Genomic DNA, 16,239 nt, shown 5'->3' with positions numbered 1-16,239 from the left:
TCCCCTCCACCATCCGGCCGCCCCATGCACACGTCAATCCGGGCCGCCCTGCCAATCCGCCCGTCAACTCGCCGTTGCCTCACGAGAGTTCACCTTCCGTCGCTACCCCAGCCGCTCTGCTCCGTCCGGGTGCAGCGTGGTCACACCGCCCCGGACCACCAGCGCTTGGCCGTCCCGCAGCGCACGGTGCGGCACACCCGTCCGGTGGTACTCCGCGGCCACCCGCCCCAGCGCTTCGCTCTCCGGATGCCCGGGGGAATCCACGTGCGGCACCACCACGTAGTCCAGCACCCCCAGCCCGTCCCACCGCACGGCCGCCACGTCCCCGTACGCCACCGCCACGTCCGCCGGGTCGTCGCACCCCTCCAGCCCCCGCAGGCTCCTCCCGAGCACCGCCGGCCCGGCACTGTACCCGGCGTAGACCAGCTCGTCCCGCCGCACCATCCCGGTCAGCACCACGTCCGCCCCGCTGCGCGCCAGCGCCTCGCGCAGCACGAAGACGTTCCCGCCCCTCACCCACACCACCGGGTACCGCGCCAACTCCTCCGCGAGGGCTCCGGGTTCACCCCCGAACCACTTCCGCAGATCCACCTCCACCGGCGCCAGCCCCAACCCCGCCAACGCCGCGAACTCCCGCTCCACCCCGGCCCGCCGCACCTCCCCCGGCGCGGCATCCATCGCGTTCGCCACCACCCCCACCGGGCACCCGGCCCCCACCCGCCCGAGCAGCCCCACCAACTCCTCCGGGCGGTCACCGAGCCGGAACGAAGACAGATACAGTCGCATCCGCCCACACTAGCCACCCGCCCGGAAGCCTCCGCGGACAGCTCGACCACCCTGGTCACGGCCGACCAGTACGACTCCTGGTCCGAGAGCCGCTGCTCCGCCCTCGAGATCGTGGACGGCCTCGCAACGCCCACCCCCGCCCACCCAAACGCCACCGCCGACTGGCCCGTCCCCTCGCCAACGCCCTCGACACGGCCACCCCACTCGAGGACACGCTCGTCCGACGGGTCGCCAGTGATCGCTTGACCTCAAGTGCACTTCAAGTTGAAGGATGGTGCACAGCTCCCGGGAAGCCCGGGGCAGTCGAGGAGGGGTGTCGTCATGGAGCAGCCGCAGATCACCGGGGTCGCCGCGCCGCAGCAGGACGTGGACGCGATCGTCGGCCTGGTCGCCGCCGTCGAGAAGGCCCAACAGGCCGCCGCCCCGGACGACTTCCTCGCGCACTTCCGGCCCGACGCGATCTGGACCACCGGGCACGGCAAGCTGATGATCGGATTGGAGGAGATCGCCGCCTTCACCCGCGCCGTGCTGCCGCCCACCGCCACCGCCCCGGTCACCGCGAGCTACGACGTCGCCCACATCCTCTTCATCCGGCCGGACCTGGCCGCCGTGAAGGTCCGTCAGCGGCCGCTGAACCGCGCCGACGGCCGCCACCTCGACGAGATCTTCCGCGGCCACCCGGACCCGGCCGCCCTCGCCCAGGAGCACCCCGAGGCGCGCCCCGGCAACCCGACCTACGTCCTCGCCAAGGACGACGGCACCTGGCGCATCGCCGCCGCCCAGAACACCACCGTCCAGGACCCGGAGACCCTGGCCGCCCGCCCGTGAACAGTCCCCGAGGTCCGGGCGAGTAGCCGTCCGGACCTCGGGGTACGGGCTCAGGCGCTCGGCTGCAGCCTGCCGATCCGGCCGAGGTGGCCGGCCAGGAGGTCCTCGTGGGCGATGGCGAAGTCACCGTTCGCCAGGCTCATGTACCCGGCGTGGGTGCCCATGACCGTGGGCGGGAGGTACTCGTGCAGCGCGGTCGGCATGTCGAAGGGGTAGCGCACGGGCGAGCCCCAGCCGTCCGGTGCCTCGTCGGTGCCGAACAGGAGCCAGTGGTCGACGGGTACGCGCGCGTCGAGGTCCGGGGCCCCACCGGTGTGACTGTCCAGGGACGGGGCCACGAGCAGGTCCGGGTCCAGGGGCTCGTACCAGAGCAGGAGCGGTTTGGCCTTCCTCGCCTCGGTGTTGTCGAAGCAGCACAGCGCGATCGTGTGGTCCGGGTAGTGGTCGGCGTAGAAGCGCAGCAGCTCGGGGTCGAGCGCGGGCCGTTTGCGCGCGGGCACCCGGCCGAGGGCGGCACGGATCAGCGTCGGGTCGTCGGCGAGCACCACCGTGTAGATGTCGTGGTCGAACACCTCGACCGCCCCCCGCGTCCGACTGTCCATCTGTACGGGCCCGACACCCCGGCTGACCGGAAGCAACGCCTCCACCATGCTCTCCAGGATGGTGGAGCACCCGCCCGCCGAGAGGAAGTTCCCCTGGGTCACGGACCGCGCGGGCAGGTGGAGCAGCATGGCGTTGGGGCCGGAGGCGAGGTTGACCGCCGTGTTCTGGTAGCCCAGGACGTGGATCAGCCCGTGCAGCGGGTGGTTCCGCCGTCCGACGAAGAGGGTGGTGCCGGAGAACTCGGCCCGGGCCGAAGAGACGCACATGGGCTCAACCTAGCCGCGCCGTCCGCTCCGTAGAGGACCGATCCCGGAAAAACCTGGTGCCCCGGAAGTCCCCGGCGGTCCACAATCGGTTCCGCGGACGGGTGTAGCTCAGTGCCAGAGCAGCTGACTCTTAATCAGCAGGTCGGGGGTTCAAGTCCCTCCACCCGTTCCGCACCCCAGGCGTCCGGCCCGAGGCGTCAGTCGCCCTGGGACCAGGCGGCGCGGGGCAGCGAGAGGTAGATCCCGAAGTCGTCGAGACCGGTGGCCGAGCCGATGGCCTCGTGGAGGGTGTCGACCCGTTCCTGGCGGTTGGCGTCCCGGCTCGGGAACCACTTCGACCTGATCTCGATCACCACGGGCAGGCCGCCACGGTCCAGCGCGCCGAACGCGCGGAAGCGGACGTCCACGTCCCCGGGCTGGAGGTCACCGTCGTACGGCTCCTCCGGACACTCCACGGCCAGGGACACCAAGTGCGGCAGCACTGCGGCCAGTTCGCGCAGCTGGGACTCCGGGACGGTGGGGGCGTGGGTCACGTCGACGATCGGCATGCCCGAACCCTAACTCCCTGGCCCACGCCACCCTCGCTCCCGGCCCGCTGCCCTCCGGCCTCCGGCCTCCCGGCTTCCTGGCCCCGGTGGAACCGGCCGGTCAGTTCGTGCCAGCGGTACGAGCCGGCCAGGGCCTCCTGCAGGGCCTCGACGAAGGCCACCGCGTCCGGTGGCACGGCCGCCGCCGCCCGGGCCAGGGTGTTCACCCGTGCGGTCAGCAGCGCGTCGACGAGGTCCTCGGCGCCGCGCAGGGGCATCCCGAGGGCCTTGCGGGTGACCTCGACGCCGTTGTTGCCGACGGAGCCTTCCTCGATCTCCCGCTCGTAGGAGACCAGGTCGTTGTGCAGGCTGACGGCGTCCACGAACGCGTCCAGGGCGGAGCGCAGTTCACGGTCGCGCAGCAGTTCCGGCCGGAGCTCGCCGCCCGCGTGCTCCATCAGCAGGGCGGTGAACTGCAGGCCGCCGAAGTCGCGGCGGGCGCCGAGGTACTCGACCAGGTCGTCGACCGCGTGGTCGACGTGCTCCAGTTCCCACAGCACGCCCTCCAGGAAGCGCCGCACGCTCCCGACGAAGCGCTCGCGCCAGAAGGGGCTCGCGGCCGCGGCGGTCTCGGGCCAGAGCTCGGCGAAGGCCCGCTCCACCGGGTTGGCCGGGACGGGCAGGTGCGGCGAACCGTCGAGCGGCAGGAAGCGCATCAGCCGCTCGGCCCGGACCTCGGCCGGCACCCGGTCGTGGTCGCGTCTCGAGAGCGGGAGGAAGAGGTCGTCGACGAACCAGAGCGCGACGTGCCAGGCGGTGACCAGGTCCAGCTCGCGGGGGTCGGCGTCCGGGTGGGTCAGGGCGATGAACAGCGGGAAGTCGGCCCGCCGGAAGGTCTCCTCGCTCCACCGCCGGGGCCACGCCAGGTACTCCTGGTCGAACATGCCCATCCGCCGCGCCCACTCCAGAGCACGTGAACGGGCCTGGTCGACGCTCGGGTTGAGGCGGGAGCGGAACGGCATGTGGAACGTCGGCCGCGCGAGGATGTCCATGATCGGCAGCCTCCCGTACCGCCGCACTCCGTGGTCGACTTCGATCGAAGATCGGCCAGAAGTTGGCCTGAACACATCACAGAAGAGCCCGCGCAGAGCACCTCAGGCTGCCGCAGCGGCTCCGAACGAGGCCCGGGCCCGCTCGATGAACTCCCCCACCCCCGGCTCCCGCCGCCATGGCCCCAGCGCCGCACCGAAGTCCCGGACGTAGTCGACCGCGCGGGCGGAGCGGACCCCGGCGAGGACGTCCAGCGCCTGGTGACCGACCGTCAAGCCTCGCTCCAGCTCCCGGGATTGGAGGTGCGCGGTGGCGACGACCGTCAGGCGCAGGCCGACGGAGCGGGTGAAGGCGCCGGTGGGGATCGCTGCCGTGCGGTCGTTCCAGCCCAGAGCGGCGGCGGGGTTGCGGAGGTCGCGGAAGACCTCGACCGCGTCGGCGGCGAGCCGGGCGGGGCCGTAGAAGTCGATCCAGGCCGGTTCGCCCGCACCGCCGCCCACGCGGGACTGGTCGAGCAGGCGCTCGGAGGCGGCGAGCGCGGCGGAGGCGGCCCGGGCGTCCCCCTCCCGCGCGTGGGCCCGGGCCTCGATCAGCTTGGTGAAGGCCAGCACCCGCGGGGCCGAGCGGCCCTTGGCCCGTTCGAAGGCGCCCTGGGTCATGTCCACCGCCTCGCCCGCGAAGCCACGCAGCAGGGTCTGCATCGCCATGGTGGTGAGCACGTAGCAGCCCAACTGGACGTCGCCGCCCGCCCGGGCGAGCCGCAGGGCCTGGATGAAGTGCCGCTGTGCGGCGTCGTGTTGGCCGGTGTCGAAGGCCGTCCAGCCGGCCAGCCGGGAGAGTTCGGCGGTGACGGAGAACAGCCGGCGGCCGACCCGGTCGTCGAAGGAACCGTTCAACAGCGGGACGGCGCGCTCCCGCAGGCAGGCGGTCACGGAGCCGGCGCGCCAACTCCCGCCGCCGTACTTGGAGTCCCAGCGCCGCGCCTCCTCGGCGGCCTCGCCCAGCTCGGCGAGGTCGGCGGCACCGACCCGGCCCCGCGCCGTGTTCCGGCCCCGGTGGGCGGCGTCCTCGTCGGCGGGGTTGACCAGCCAGCGCGTCACGGGGGTGGCGAAGGAGGAGACCGCGAAGCCGGTGCCGGTGAGGAAGTCGCGCCGGTTGACCGAGCTCCAGAAGGCGGTGGCCACCCGGACGGCCTCGGCGGGGTCGCGGGGGAAGTCCAGTCCCGCCGCCGCGTCCGGCTCCGGCCCGGCCTCCGCCATCCCGATCTCGGCCAACGCGACCGGCCTGCCGAGCCGTTCACCGATCGCCCGGGCCAGCAGCGCCGGGACGGGCCACTCCGGCACCATGCCCCGGCGGCACCAGTTGGCGACCGAGGTGTGGGTGTACCGGGTGGTCAGCCCGGCCCCGGCCGCCAACTGGTTGACCCGGTGGGCGAGCGCCTTGCGGCTGGCCCCGTCGCAGGCCTCGATCATCCGGGCCAGCGCCTCGTTCGGCGGCTTGGCCCTGCGCGCGGTCGTCCCCACGGTCGCTGTCTCCCTTGCTCCGCCCCCGCCACACCCGGCACGGGGGTTGGTACGTCCGGCGGCTGATGCCGGATCACCGAGGTTAGGACCTCCGCGGGCCCGGTGAGGTTCCCGCGCACCGTGCGAGCCCCCGTGTGAGCCCCCTGCCGATCCGGTGGGTCCGGCCCGGAACGAGTGGCACCGTCCGCCACCACCAGGCGCACGCGGCGGGCCGCGAGCCGTGAGCCTCCCTGCGAGCCCTCCCTCGACCCGGGCCCTCCGGGTTGGCTGAGGAGCGTCCGAGCCCCGACGGAAGGATCCACCCCGTGAAGCTCACCGTGATCGGCTGCGGCCACCTCGGCGCCACCCACGCCGCCGCGATGGCCGAACTCGGCCACCAAGTCCTCGGCCTGGACCTCGATCCCGACAAGGTCGCGGCCCTGAACTCCGGCCGCGCCCCGTTCCACGAGCCCGGCCTCGACGAGCTGCTGGCCCGTCACACCGCTTCCGGGCGGCTGCGGTTCACCACCGACCGGGACGAGGCCGCGGCCTTCGCCGAGCTGCACTTCCTCGGCGTCGGCACCCCGCTCGGCCCGGACGGCGCCTACGACCTCGGCGCGCTGCGCGCCGCCGTCCGCGGCCTCGCCGCCCGGCTGACCGGACCGGCGGTGGTCGTCGGCAAGTCCACCGTCCCGGTCGGCACGGCCGCCGAGCTGCTCGCCCTGCTCCAGGACGCCCCGCACCACGTCGAGTTGTGCTGGAACCCGGAGTTCCTCCGCGAGTCCCGGGCCGTCCAGGACACCCTACGGCCCGACCGGCTGGTACTCGGCTTCGCGGGCCGCAGCGGAGGCACCGGGCAAGGCCGCCGCGCCGAGGCGTTGGTGCGCGAGGCGTACGAGGCGGTCATCGCGGCCGGGACCCCGGTGGTGGTCACCGACCTGGCCACGGCCGAGCTCGCCAAGTCGGCGGCGAACGCCTTCCTGGCCACCAAGATCTCCTTCGTCAACGCGATGGCCGAGGTCTGCGAGGCCGCGGGCGCGGACGTGGAGGTGCTGACCGAGGCACTCGGGTACGACGTGCGGATCGGGCGGCGGGGCATGCGGGCCGGGCTGGGCTTCGGGGGCGGCTGCCTGCCCAAGGACCTGCTCGGCTTCGGCCACCGGGCCGCCGAACTGGGCGCCGACTCGGCGGTGACACTCCTGCGGGAGGTCGGGGCGGTCAACACCCGCCGCCGCGAACGGACGGTGGAGCTGGCTCGCGAGCTGCTGGACGGCACCCTCGCCGGCCGCCGGATCACCGTCTGGGGCGCCGCCTTCAAACCCGGCACCGACGACATCCGCGACTCCCCCGCCCTCGCCGTCGCCGACGCCCTCCACCGTGCGGGCGCCACCGTCACCGTCTCCGACCCCCGCGCCCTCGACAACGCCCGCAAGGCCCTCCCCCACCTCGGCTACCTCGACGACCCCACCGAGGCCCTCACCGGCGCCGACCTCCTCCTCCACCTCACCGAGTGGCCCGACTACACCCACCTCGACCCGGCCGCCCTCGCCCCGCTCCCGGCCACCCCCCGCGTCCTCGACGCCCGCCACACCCTCGACCCCGCCACCTGGCGCACCGCCGGCTGGACGTACCGCGCCCTCGGCCGCCCGTAGGGCCGGCCCCCGCCCGCGGGTGGCCCGCAGACGGCGGCACGTGGCGTCCCGTCAGCAGTGGCAGGAGACGTCCAGCACCACGGACTCCGGGTCGAGGGCGTCCAGGTAGGCGTTGGCGTCCCGCAGGTAGCCGTCCTCGCGCATGTCGGTCCACCTCCCGTCGAGCCGCAGCAGCGCGTAGCCGGGCACCGCGTTGGCGCGGGCCAGGGCGAGGTTCCCGGCCCGGTCCTCGGTGAACCGGAACGGCCAGTCGGCCGGCTCCTCGCCACCGGCCACCCACGCGTCGTGCCGCTCCCCGGCGAGGCGCTCGTGCGCGGCGCGCAGCGCCTCGAAGTCCAGCAGTCCGCGCGGGCCGCCGTCGCAGCGGTTCGGCAGGCCGGCCAGGAGGTCGCGGTGCCGGGGCACCTCGCCGTACTCGTACCGGGCCAGCAGCGGATCGTCGGCGGCGTCCGGCCGGTGCAGCAGCCGCGGGCCCCCGATGCGCAGGCTCAGGGCGTCCCATTCGCCGCGCGGGTTGCGGGTGGAGAGGTGGTACCCGCGCCCGGCCTCGTCGACGTAGAGATGACCGTCGTCCCCGGGGACCGTCCCCGCCCAGGCATTCATCACCTCGGCGACCTCGCTCCAGCGGAGGTCCGCCCGGTCCGGCAGGACGCCCCGCTCCTTGTTCACCCGTACCCAGTACACGTCGTTGGGATCCGCCGCCTCGTGGTCCCGGTACTCGGGCACCTCGAGCTCGCTGTAGTAGGGCGCCAGGGCCGCGACGACCGCCTCGTCGTAGCGCTCGGGTGGCATCGTCGGCAGGACGACCAGCATGTCGTACTTCGACACCAGACATTCCTCTTCGTTCATCGAGCAGCTGAGCAGCTGCGGAACCGCATCCTGTCGCAGGGCGGCGCCCCGCCGCATCCGGGTTCCGAGTGGTGCCGTTCCTGCCGTCACGTACCGCCCCGACACCCTGACACATCGGTGGCCCCGGAGTTGACAGGGTGTCGGGTCACAGGGGGTGGTGGCAGGGGGTAGCCTCCCGGGACTACGTCGAGGCAAGGCAGGTCGCAGCGGTGAGCACCGTGAGTTCCGCAACCAACGGTCCCGTGGTCAACGGGGGTGTGTCGTTCTGGTACTCGGCCCTCGGGCTGCCGGAGCAGCGGCCGCCGCTCGACGGCGACCGGACGGCGGACGTGTGCGTCGTGGGCGGCGGGTACACCGGGCTCTGGACGGCGTACTACCTGAAGAAGGCCGAGCCGACCCTGCGGATCGTGGTGCTGGAGCAGCGGTTCTGCGGCTACGGCGCCTCCGGGCGCAACGGCGGCTGGCTGTACAACGGCTTCGCCGGCCGCGGCGCCTTCGCCCGCCGCTACGGCAAGCCGCGCGCCCAGGCGATGCAGCGGGCGATGGACCAGGCGGTCGACGAGGTGGTGGCGGTGGCCGCCGCCGAGGGCATCGAGGCGGACATCGTCCGCGGCGGCGTGCTCGAAGTCGCCCGTACCCCGGCCCAGTTGGAGCGACTGGCGGCCTTCGCGGCCGAGGAGCACGGCTACGGCGAGACCGACCTCCAGGTGCTGACGGCCGGTGAGGCGGCCGCCCGGATCGGGGTGGCCGGGGTCCTCGGCGGGACCTGGACGCCGCACGGCGCCCGCATCCAGCCGGCCAAGCTGGCCCGGGGGCTGGCCGCCGTCGTGACCGGCCTCGGGGTGGAGGTGTACGAGGGCACGCCGGTGACCGCGATCCACCCGGCGCGCGGGACGGCCTCCGCGAGCGCCGAGACCCCGTACGGCACCGTCCGGGCGACCCACGTGCTGCGCGCGACCGAGGGGTTCACCGCCGGCCTGCGCGGCGAGCGCCGCACCTGGCTGCCGATGAACTCCGCGATGATCGCCACCGAGCCGCTGCCGCCGGAGTTCTGGGCGGAGACCGGCTGGGAGGGGCGCGAGGTGCTGGGCGACTTCGCGCACGCCTACATGTACGCGCAGCGGACCGCCGACGACCGGATCGCGCTGGGCGGGCGCGGCGTGCCGTACCGGTTCGGTTCGCGGACCGACAGCGACGGGAGCACCCAGCAGGAGACGGTGCGTCAGCTCCGCGAGGTGCTGGACCGCTTCTTCCCGGCCGCCGCCGGGGCCCGGATCGACCACGCCTGGGCGGGAGTGCTGGGCGTGCCACGGGACTGGTGCTCCACCGTCGAGCTCGACCGCCGCAGCGGCCTCGGCTGGGCGGGCGGCTACGTCGGCTCCGGCGTGACCACCACCAACCTGGCCGGTCGCACCCTGCGCGACCTCGTGCTCGGCGAGCACACCGAGCTGACCTCGCTCCCCTGGGTCGGCCACTCCGTCCGCCGCTGGGAGCCGGAGCCGCTCCGCTGGCTCGGCGTGCACGGCATGTACGCCGCCTACCACGCCGCCGACCGCCAGGAGGCGGACGGCCGCACCACCACCTCACCCATCGCCCGCGCCGCCGACCGGATCGCCGGGCGCTGACCTGGCTGCCGGGCACTGACCCGATCGCCGGGCGCTGACCCGCCGTCAAGTGCTCGTCCGGGGGCCCGCTTCGGGTCGTCCACGACCCGCCGCCTAGGCTGCCGGAAGGAAGCACAGGAGACGCCCCGAGGAGAGCACCCGATGGATCCGCGCCCGGCCACCCCCGCCGACATCCCCGAGCTGGTACGCCTGCGCGCCGTCGCGCTGGAAGGCCTCGGCGTGGACCCGGGCCCCGAGGACGCGCCGTGGCGGGCCTCGGCGCGCGGCTGGTTCGCCGAGCGGCTGACCGGGCGGGACGACCTGCGCTGCCTGGTGGTGGGCGGGGACCCCGGGGAACGGCTGGCCGCGACGGGCCTGGCCTGGGTGACCTACCACCTGCCCTCCCCGCCCCGCCCGGACGGGCGCCGGGGCTACGTCGACGGAATGGTCACCGACGTCACCGCCCGGGGCCACGGCCACGCCCGCCGGATCGTCGACGCGCTGACCGCCTGGCTCGGCTCGCTCGGGGTGCACTACGTGCAGCTGCACGCCAGCGAGGCCGGCGCACCGGTCTACCGGGCGGCCGGGTTCGTGGACGGCGCCTACCCGGGCATGGACCTCACCCTCACCCCCTGACGCGCGGGTCGCACCCGTCACCGCTTCACCGGCCTCCGGCCCGGGTACGTGACCGGGAGGGGGCGGGGCATGACAATGGCCCCCTGTACGAGCGAGAGCCGGGGCGTGAGCGAGTGCCTGGAGGTCGGATGACCGAGTCGATCGCCGAGGCCCTGACGGGCCGTCGGGTGGAGCGGGTGCGCGGCGGCGGCCAGGTCAGACTCGACCTCGACGACGGGCTGACGGTGCTGGTGGACAGCGACTTCCGGCTGCGCACCCCCGGCGGGGTGGAGCACTTCTACCCGCACCTGGGCGCCGACGTGGCGGGCGGCCTCGCCGAGTTGGCCGGGGCCCGGGTCACCGACACCACCGTCACCCCGGCCGGGGGTCTGGAGCTGGCTTTCGACTGCGGGCGCAGGCTCTCGGTGCCCGCCGACACCGTGCACCGCCCGTGGCAGGTGTCCGGCCCAGCCGGCCCGTTGTTCACCGCCGAGCCGGGCGGGTACCTTACGGGCTGAGGACGCTGACGGAGCGTCATCGCACGGGGTCAAACGGGGGAAGCACCAGCATGTTCGGGATCATCAGACCGTGCCGCCACAGCCTGTCCGAATCGCTGCGCACGGAGTGGCTGGCGCACCTCTGCGGCCTCTGCCTGGCCCTGCGCGACGACCACGGGCAGCTGGCCAGGACCGCCACCAACTACGACGGCCTGGTGATCTCCGTGCTGGTCGAGGCCCAGTCCACGGCCGGCCCGGACCGCCGCAAGGCCGGGCCCTGCCCGCTGCGCGGGATGCGCGGCGCCTCGGTGGCCAGGGGCGAGGGGGCGCGGCTGGCGGCGGCGGTCTCGCTGGCACTGGCGGCGGTGAAGGTCGAGGACCACGTGCTGGACGGTGACGGTGCGTTCGCCCGCCGGCCGGTGGCGGGGGCCGCCGGGATGGTGGCCCGGCGCTGGGGGCGGCAGAGCGGGCGGACGGGCGGGGCGGTCGGGTTCGACACCGCCGTGCTGGTCCGGGCCGCCGAGCGGCAGGGCGCGTTGGAGCGCTCGGCCGGTCTCGGCAGCCCGGTGCTGGCCGTCACCGAACCGACCGAGACCGCGACCGCCGAGGCGGTGGCGCACACCGCCGTGCTGGCCGGGCGTCCGGGGAACGCGGCCGCGCTGCACGAGGTGGGCCGGCTGTTCGGCCGGCTGGCGCACCTGCTGGACGCGGCCGAGGACCAGGCGGAGGACGCCCGTACGGGGGCCTGGAACCCGCTGACCGCCACCGGCACCGACCGCGCGGAGGCCGAGCGTCTCTGCCGCGACGCCGTGCACGGGATCCGGCTGGCCCTCGCGGAGGTCGAGTTCACCTCCCCCGCACTGGCGCACCGGCTGCTGGTGCACGAGACCGGCCGCGCGGTCGACCGGGTCTTCACGCCCACCGCGCACTCCCACCCCCACCAGGCCCCGCCGCAGGCGCCCGGCCAACCGCCGCACGCGCCCGAGCCGCCCCGCCCGAACCGCTCCCTCCCCGCCGCCTGCGCGATGTGGGCCTTCATGGCCTGCACCTGCCAGCTGCTCTGCTGCGAGCACGAGGACCCGTTCAGCGGGCAGCGCAAGGAGGGTGCCTGCGCCAACGCCGACTGCGGCAACTGCGACTGCAGCGGCTGCGGTGACTGCTGCAGCTGCTGTTCGGACGGGTGCTGCTGCGACGGGTGCGACGGCTGCGGCTGCGACTGCTGAGGGCCTACAGGATCGGGGCCCGCACCCGGGAGCGCTCAGGCGGGGTGCGGGCCCGGCTGCGGGACCATCCGGTCCAGGCCCTTGCGGTCGTAGTACCGGGTCATCGCGAAACCGAAGGCCAGGGCCACCACGAAGCCGATCGCGATCATGATCCAGCCCCGGGTCAGTCCGGCGTCGGCCCGGGCGTCGAAGTAGAGGATCGACCGGACCCCGGCGGCCAGTTGGCGCATCGGCTCGAAGACCGCCAGGAAGCGGTAGAAGCCGGGGACGGCCTCCAGCGGCACCGTGGCGCCCGAGGAGGGCAGGGCCAGCGCGATGAAGACGAACATCGCGACCAGCTGCCCGATGCTGCCGAAGGCCGCGTTGATCGCCTGCACGCCGAGCCCGACCGACAGGCAGGCGCAGTAGGAGAAGAGCCAGAGCAGCACCCCGTGCGGGGCGTCCATGCCGAGGATCGCGATGGTGGCGAGCATGACCAGACTGGTCGTCAGCACCGAGAGCCCGGCGGTCATCGCCATCTTCAGCACCAGGGTCTGGGTGCGGCTGATCGGCACCGTCGGGCGGCGGGTGTGCCAGGGACCGATCTCGGTGTCGGCGTAGCCGAGCGCGGTGTCGACGCCGCTGTGCACGATGTTGGCGCAGAGGAAGCCGGCCAGCACCAGCAGCAGGGTGTAGTAGAAGGCGCTCAGGCCGAGCCCGGTGTGGGCGCCGATCGGGTGGCCGACCTGGGTCCTCACCTCCACCGGGTCGGCGAGCAGCAGCTGCGTGGTGGCGCTCGCCCCGGCCAGGGCGGGCGAGGCGGTGAGCTGCTTGCCGACCGTCAGCGACACCTGGTGGGCGGACCGCTGGGTGATCTGGGCGGCCAGCGAGGAGCCGAGGCTGCCCATCCCCGGGTTGGTCAGCACGGTGAGGGCGGGCCGGGCGGTGGCCTGAGCGGTCGTCAGCCCGGCCACCGTGGCGGTGAAGTCGGTGGGGACGACCAGGGCGCCGTAGACCTTGCCCGAGTCCAGCTGGTCCTGGGCCTGGGCCCGGTCGAGCAGCCGCCAGTCGACCTGTCCGGCCGGGGTGCCGCCGGTGACGGCCGCGGTCACCTGGGTGCCGAGGTTGGCCTGCTGTCCGGGCAGCGGGGCCCCGGTGTCGGAGTTCACCAGCGCGATCGGCAGCCGGTCCAGGCTCTCCGAGGGGGTGAGGATGCCGCCCATGTAGAGCAGCGAGAGCAGCAGGGTGACCAGCGCGCTCAGCACCCCGGGGGCGATCCAGAGCTTCCAGCGGCGCAGCACCCGCCCGGCGGTGGCCTGCGGTCCGGGGGCCTTCGGGGGGATCGCGCTGGACATTCCACTCCACGTGCTCGGAGGTCGACGGTCGCCGCTTCCCTCGACCATAGGCGGCCGCCACCGCCCTCCCCCGGCACGACACAGCCGCGCCCGGCGGCCGGTGCACGGGGCACCGACCGCCGGGCGCGGTGGGACTGAGGGGGTGTCGGGTCAGAACTGCGCGCTGACGGTGACGCCGCTGAAGTCCGTGACGGCGTGGAGGCTGACGTAGCGGTAGCCAGCCGTCGGGTTGTTCACGGTGATGGACTGGGTGGTGCCGGTCTGGGTCGACGAGGCCGTGAAGGCGCTCGGCGAAGCCCAGTTGTCGGCGTTGTAGTACAGCGCCGCGGTGCCGGTGCCGCCGGAGGTGGTGACCTTCAGCGTGGTGGTGCCGGCCGGCAGGTAGAGGTACATGTAGTCGGTGTTGCCCTTGGTGCGGGCGCGGTCGGACCGGGAGCAGTTCTTGCCGAGCTCGTCCAGCCGGGCCTGGGTGCAGGCCGGCAGGGTGACCGGGCCGCCGTCGACCAGGGTGGTGACGGTGGTCGGCGTGGTGGCCGAGCGGCCGGTGTCGTCGGTGGTGGTCAGGGCGACGGTGTAGGAGCCGGCCTTGGCGTAGGTGTGGCTCGGGTTGCGCTCCTCGGAGGCCGGGGTGCCGTCGCCGAAGAACCAGCTCCACTTCACGATCCGGCCGGAGCCGGTCTGCAGCGAGCGGTCGGTCAGCGAGACGGTGGCGCCGTTCACGGTCTGGTCGAACACCGAGGTCGGGCCGGGGGCGTAGCAGGCGCCGGCCGCGCAGGCGTCCAGCCAGGTGGTGAAGTCGGCGTCGTAGGAGGTGCCGAGACCGTTGTAGAAGGCGTAGGCGCCCTGGTAGTCACCGACCCGGAAGCGGTCCATGATCGTCTTCACGTCGGCGGGGTGCTTCTCGAGCATGTAACGGACCGCCAGGTAGCCCCAGGGGTAGACCCGGGTGGAGTCGGCGTTGCCGTACGTGGTCTGGAAGAGCTCGCTCAGCTTGTAGGTGTGCTTGGCCGCCTGCGCCATCGCGTCGACGTCGGTCGCGCCGCGGTAGGTGTAGGAGGTGTACTCGGCCAGGCCCTCGACCCACCAGATGGTCGGGACCGACATCTGGGTGGAGAAGTTGCCCTTCATGTCGTAGATCGCGTCGAGGTAGTGGGTGTACTCGTGGTTGAGGTTCCACACCCGCGCGGTGTCGTTGACGTTCCAGGCCTTCTGGTACATCACGGTCCGGGCCTGGTTGGCCGGGTCGGTGGCGTCCATCACGGTCTGGCCGCCGTTGTCGGTGCCGTTGTTGAAGATCGGCCACGAGTAGGTGGTGTAGTCGGCCTTGTTGGCGAAGATGCCGAACACCACGGTCTTGGCGTACTGGTTCGGGATCGCGCCGCTGTCCTTGACCACGTTGTGGAAGAAGGCGTCCTGGCCGCGCAGGCTGGCGCAGACCGCGTCCAGCTCGGCGCGGGACAGCGCCTGGGCCTTGAGGATGCGGTTGTCGCAGGTGAGCTGGTTGGGCAGGACCTTGGCGGTCATCACGGCCGGCAGGTCGCAGGTGCCGTAGGTGCCGCAGTCACCGGGCCAGCTGACGCTGATCTGGTAGGCGGTCTTCACCCACAGGGCGCCGTACGGGCCGGGGATCGGGGAGGCGTCGAGCACCCGCTTGACCTGCGGGCGGGCGACCGCCGCGATGGTGGCGTTGGCACCGGAGAGCTTGGCCAGGTTGTTGCCCGAGTTGGCGGCCAGCGCGCCGTTCGCACCGGCGAACAGGTCGCGGTGGTTGACCGCGAAGTCGGCCATCGTGACCAGCAGGCTGGTGTCGGCCGTGAGCGCGTTGACGAACTGCGGGTTGGAGGCGCCGCGCCAGGTGGGGGTGCGGAAGATGGTGTTGACCGCGCTCGACATCTTGACGCTGGCGTCGTACGCCTTGTCGTAGGCGTTCAGGTAGCGCTTGTAGACGTCGAGGAAGCTGCCCTGCAGGTTGATGCTGTCGGTGAGGACCAGCGCTTCCTTGAGTATGTCGGCGTTGGCGTCGGTGACGTCCATCGAGCGCGGGTTGGCGAAGTAGGCGTCCGCGCCGAGCTTGACCGAGTTGGTCAGGGTGGAGTCGTAACTGCCCACCGCGTTCGCGAAGTTGTACTGCGCGTAGTAGCCGGCCCGGAGGAACAGCACCAGCTGCTGGACGCCGTTGGCGTTGGTGCCGTTGTAGGCGGTGGCCTTCTCCTTGTACGCGGCGGCGACCGGCAGCATCTGGGACTGCTTGAAGACGCCGGGCGCGGTGGTGGCGTTGACGCCCTCGAAGAGCGTCGAGACGCAGTCGGTGGTCGAGTTGAGGACGAAGTCGACCAGGGCGGCGCCGGTGCGCGAGCTGAAGTCGGCGGGGGTGCAGCTGGCCGCGGCACCGGCGGCGGCCGCCAGCCCGGCGGCCTTGCCGGCCGGCTTGCCCGCGGGCTCGGCGGCCTTGGTCACGGCACCGGTGCTCTTCAGCTCGCTGGGCTGGCTGAGCACCTCGGGGGAGAGCGGGGCGGTCGACTCCTCGAAGCGCTCGGTGGCCTCGACGGTGTCGGTGAGGGCGCCCGCGGGCTTGGGGGTCGCGGGGGCGGTGACGGCCGACGGCTTGCCGCCGACCGAGGCGGGCGCGGCGGTCGCGACGGCGGGCATCAGGGTGCCCGCCGTGATACAGCCGGCCACCAGGCCTGCTGCGAGGGTGGGCAGGGGTATGCGCAGACGCACGGCCAAGTCCTCTTCTTGTGGGGGTAACTCACGGGACGTCAGGCGGGCTGATGGGGGAATTGGCATGCATCCTGCCACCACCGGAGCGATAGAACAATGTCACAGTTCATATGACATACCTCGGACCTCCCCGGCGCGGCCCCTCCACGGACACCCCCGTACGCTTCGGGTCACAGCCGCTC

At 73.3% G+C, this 16,239-nt stretch carries 14 protein-coding genes and 1 tRNA gene; 7 read left to right on the top strand and 8 right to left on the bottom strand.

The genetic code is table 11. From position 1 onward, the window contains the following. Nucleotides 1–102 precede the first annotated feature (102 nt). Nucleotides 103–786 carry a Type 1 glutamine amidotransferase-like domain-containing protein gene (locus tag ACWCYY_RS05140; protein WP_449795153.1) on the bottom strand — a complete coding sequence of 228 codons (684 nt, stop codon included), beginning with the start codon at nucleotides 784–786 and terminating at the stop codon, nucleotides 103–105. 321 nt (nucleotides 787–1,107) lie between these two features. Between ACWCYY_RS05140 and ACWCYY_RS05135 the strand changes: the two genes are divergently transcribed. Beyond that, nucleotides 1,108–1,614, top strand: a complete 507-nt coding sequence (locus tag ACWCYY_RS05135) for an SgcJ/EcaC family oxidoreductase (protein ID WP_449795152.1) — start codon at nucleotides 1,108–1,110, stop codon at nucleotides 1,612–1,614. A gap of 50 nt (nucleotides 1,615–1,664) precedes the next feature. Here the strand turns inward: ACWCYY_RS05135 and ACWCYY_RS05130 are convergent, their stop codons facing one another. Then, complete coding sequence (locus ACWCYY_RS05130) at nucleotides 1,665–2,483, bottom strand: hypothetical protein (RefSeq protein ID WP_449795151.1); 819 nt, start codon at nucleotides 2,481–2,483, stop codon at nucleotides 1,665–1,667. A gap of 97 nt (nucleotides 2,484–2,580) precedes the next feature. Between ACWCYY_RS05130 and ACWCYY_RS05125 the strand changes: the two genes are divergently transcribed. Then, nucleotides 2,581–2,652 (top strand) — tRNA-Lys (locus ACWCYY_RS05125). 28 nt (nucleotides 2,653–2,680) lie between these two features. Here the strand turns inward: ACWCYY_RS05125 and ACWCYY_RS05120 are convergent. From ACWCYY_RS05120 to ACWCYY_RS05110, 3 genes are all read right to left on the bottom strand, one after another. Beyond that, nucleotides 2,681–3,031, bottom strand: a complete 351-nt coding sequence (locus tag ACWCYY_RS05120; protein ID WP_345281096.1) for a hypothetical protein — start codon at nucleotides 3,029–3,031, stop codon at nucleotides 2,681–2,683. After that, nucleotides 3,013–4,062, bottom strand: a complete 1,050-nt coding sequence (locus ACWCYY_RS05115) for a terpene synthase family protein (RefSeq protein WP_345281094.1) — start codon at nucleotides 4,060–4,062, stop codon at nucleotides 3,013–3,015. Before ACWCYY_RS05115 ends, ACWCYY_RS05120 begins: the two co-directional genes overlap by 19 nt. 102 nt (nucleotides 4,063–4,164) lie before the next feature. Next, nucleotides 4,165–5,583, bottom strand: coding sequence for a sporulation protein (locus ACWCYY_RS05110; RefSeq protein WP_449795150.1), 1,419 nt, complete (start codon nucleotides 5,581–5,583; stop codon nucleotides 4,165–4,167). A 305-nt stretch (nucleotides 5,584–5,888) separates the two neighbouring features. On the opposite strand from ACWCYY_RS05110, the gene ACWCYY_RS05105 reads away from it, so the two are divergent. Beyond that, nucleotides 5,889–7,214 carry a UDP-glucose dehydrogenase family protein gene (locus ACWCYY_RS05105; protein ID WP_449795149.1) on the top strand — a complete coding sequence of 442 codons (1,326 nt, stop codon included), beginning with the start codon at nucleotides 5,889–5,891 and terminating at the stop codon, nucleotides 7,212–7,214. Nucleotides 7,215–7,265: 51 nt separating this feature from the next. Here the strand turns inward: ACWCYY_RS05105 and ACWCYY_RS05100 are convergent, their stop codons facing one another. Beyond that, the gene (locus ACWCYY_RS05100; RefSeq protein ID WP_345281091.1) at nucleotides 7,266–8,042 is read right to left on the bottom strand and encodes a hypothetical protein; all 777 of its coding nucleotides are present in this window, start codon (nucleotides 8,040–8,042) and stop codon (nucleotides 7,266–7,268) included. A 239-nt stretch (nucleotides 8,043–8,281) separates the two neighbouring features. Between ACWCYY_RS05100 and ACWCYY_RS05095 the strand changes: the two genes are divergently transcribed. From ACWCYY_RS05095 to ACWCYY_RS05080, 4 genes are all read left to right on the top strand, one after another. Next, nucleotides 8,282–9,688, top strand: coding sequence for an NAD(P)/FAD-dependent oxidoreductase (locus ACWCYY_RS05095; RefSeq protein ID WP_345281089.1), 1,407 nt, complete (start codon nucleotides 8,282–8,284; stop codon nucleotides 9,686–9,688). Nucleotides 9,689–9,829: 141 nt separating this feature from the next. Continuing rightward, complete coding sequence (locus ACWCYY_RS05090) at nucleotides 9,830–10,303, top strand: N-acetyltransferase family protein (RefSeq protein ID WP_449795148.1); 474 nt, start codon at nucleotides 9,830–9,832, stop codon at nucleotides 10,301–10,303. A gap of 128 nt (nucleotides 10,304–10,431) precedes the next feature. Continuing rightward, the gene (locus ACWCYY_RS05085) at nucleotides 10,432–10,800 is read left to right on the top strand and encodes a DUF6188 family protein (protein ID WP_345281085.1); all 369 of its coding nucleotides are present in this window, start codon (nucleotides 10,432–10,434) and stop codon (nucleotides 10,798–10,800) included. Between the two features lie 50 nt (nucleotides 10,801–10,850). Next, complete coding sequence (locus tag ACWCYY_RS05080; RefSeq protein WP_345281083.1) at nucleotides 10,851–12,002, top strand: DUF5685 family protein; 1,152 nt, start codon at nucleotides 10,851–10,853, stop codon at nucleotides 12,000–12,002. Between the two features lie 35 nt (nucleotides 12,003–12,037). Here the strand turns inward: ACWCYY_RS05080 and ACWCYY_RS05075 are convergent, their stop codons facing one another. After that, nucleotides 12,038–13,336: a YhgE/Pip domain-containing protein gene (locus ACWCYY_RS05075; protein WP_345281082.1), complete on the bottom strand. Its 1,299-nt coding sequence runs from the start codon at nucleotides 13,334–13,336 to the stop codon at nucleotides 12,038–12,040. Between the two features lie 150 nt (nucleotides 13,337–13,486). After that, on the bottom strand, nucleotides 13,487–16,057 hold the full coding sequence (locus ACWCYY_RS05070) for a collagenase (protein ID WP_449795147.1): 2,571 nt from the start codon (nucleotides 16,055–16,057) through the stop codon (nucleotides 13,487–13,489). Nucleotides 16,058–16,239: the final 182 nt, after the last annotated feature.

The organism is Kitasatospora sp. NPDC001664 (assembly GCF_053596675.1).
This window is presented reverse-complemented; position numbering and strand designations above follow the sequence as displayed.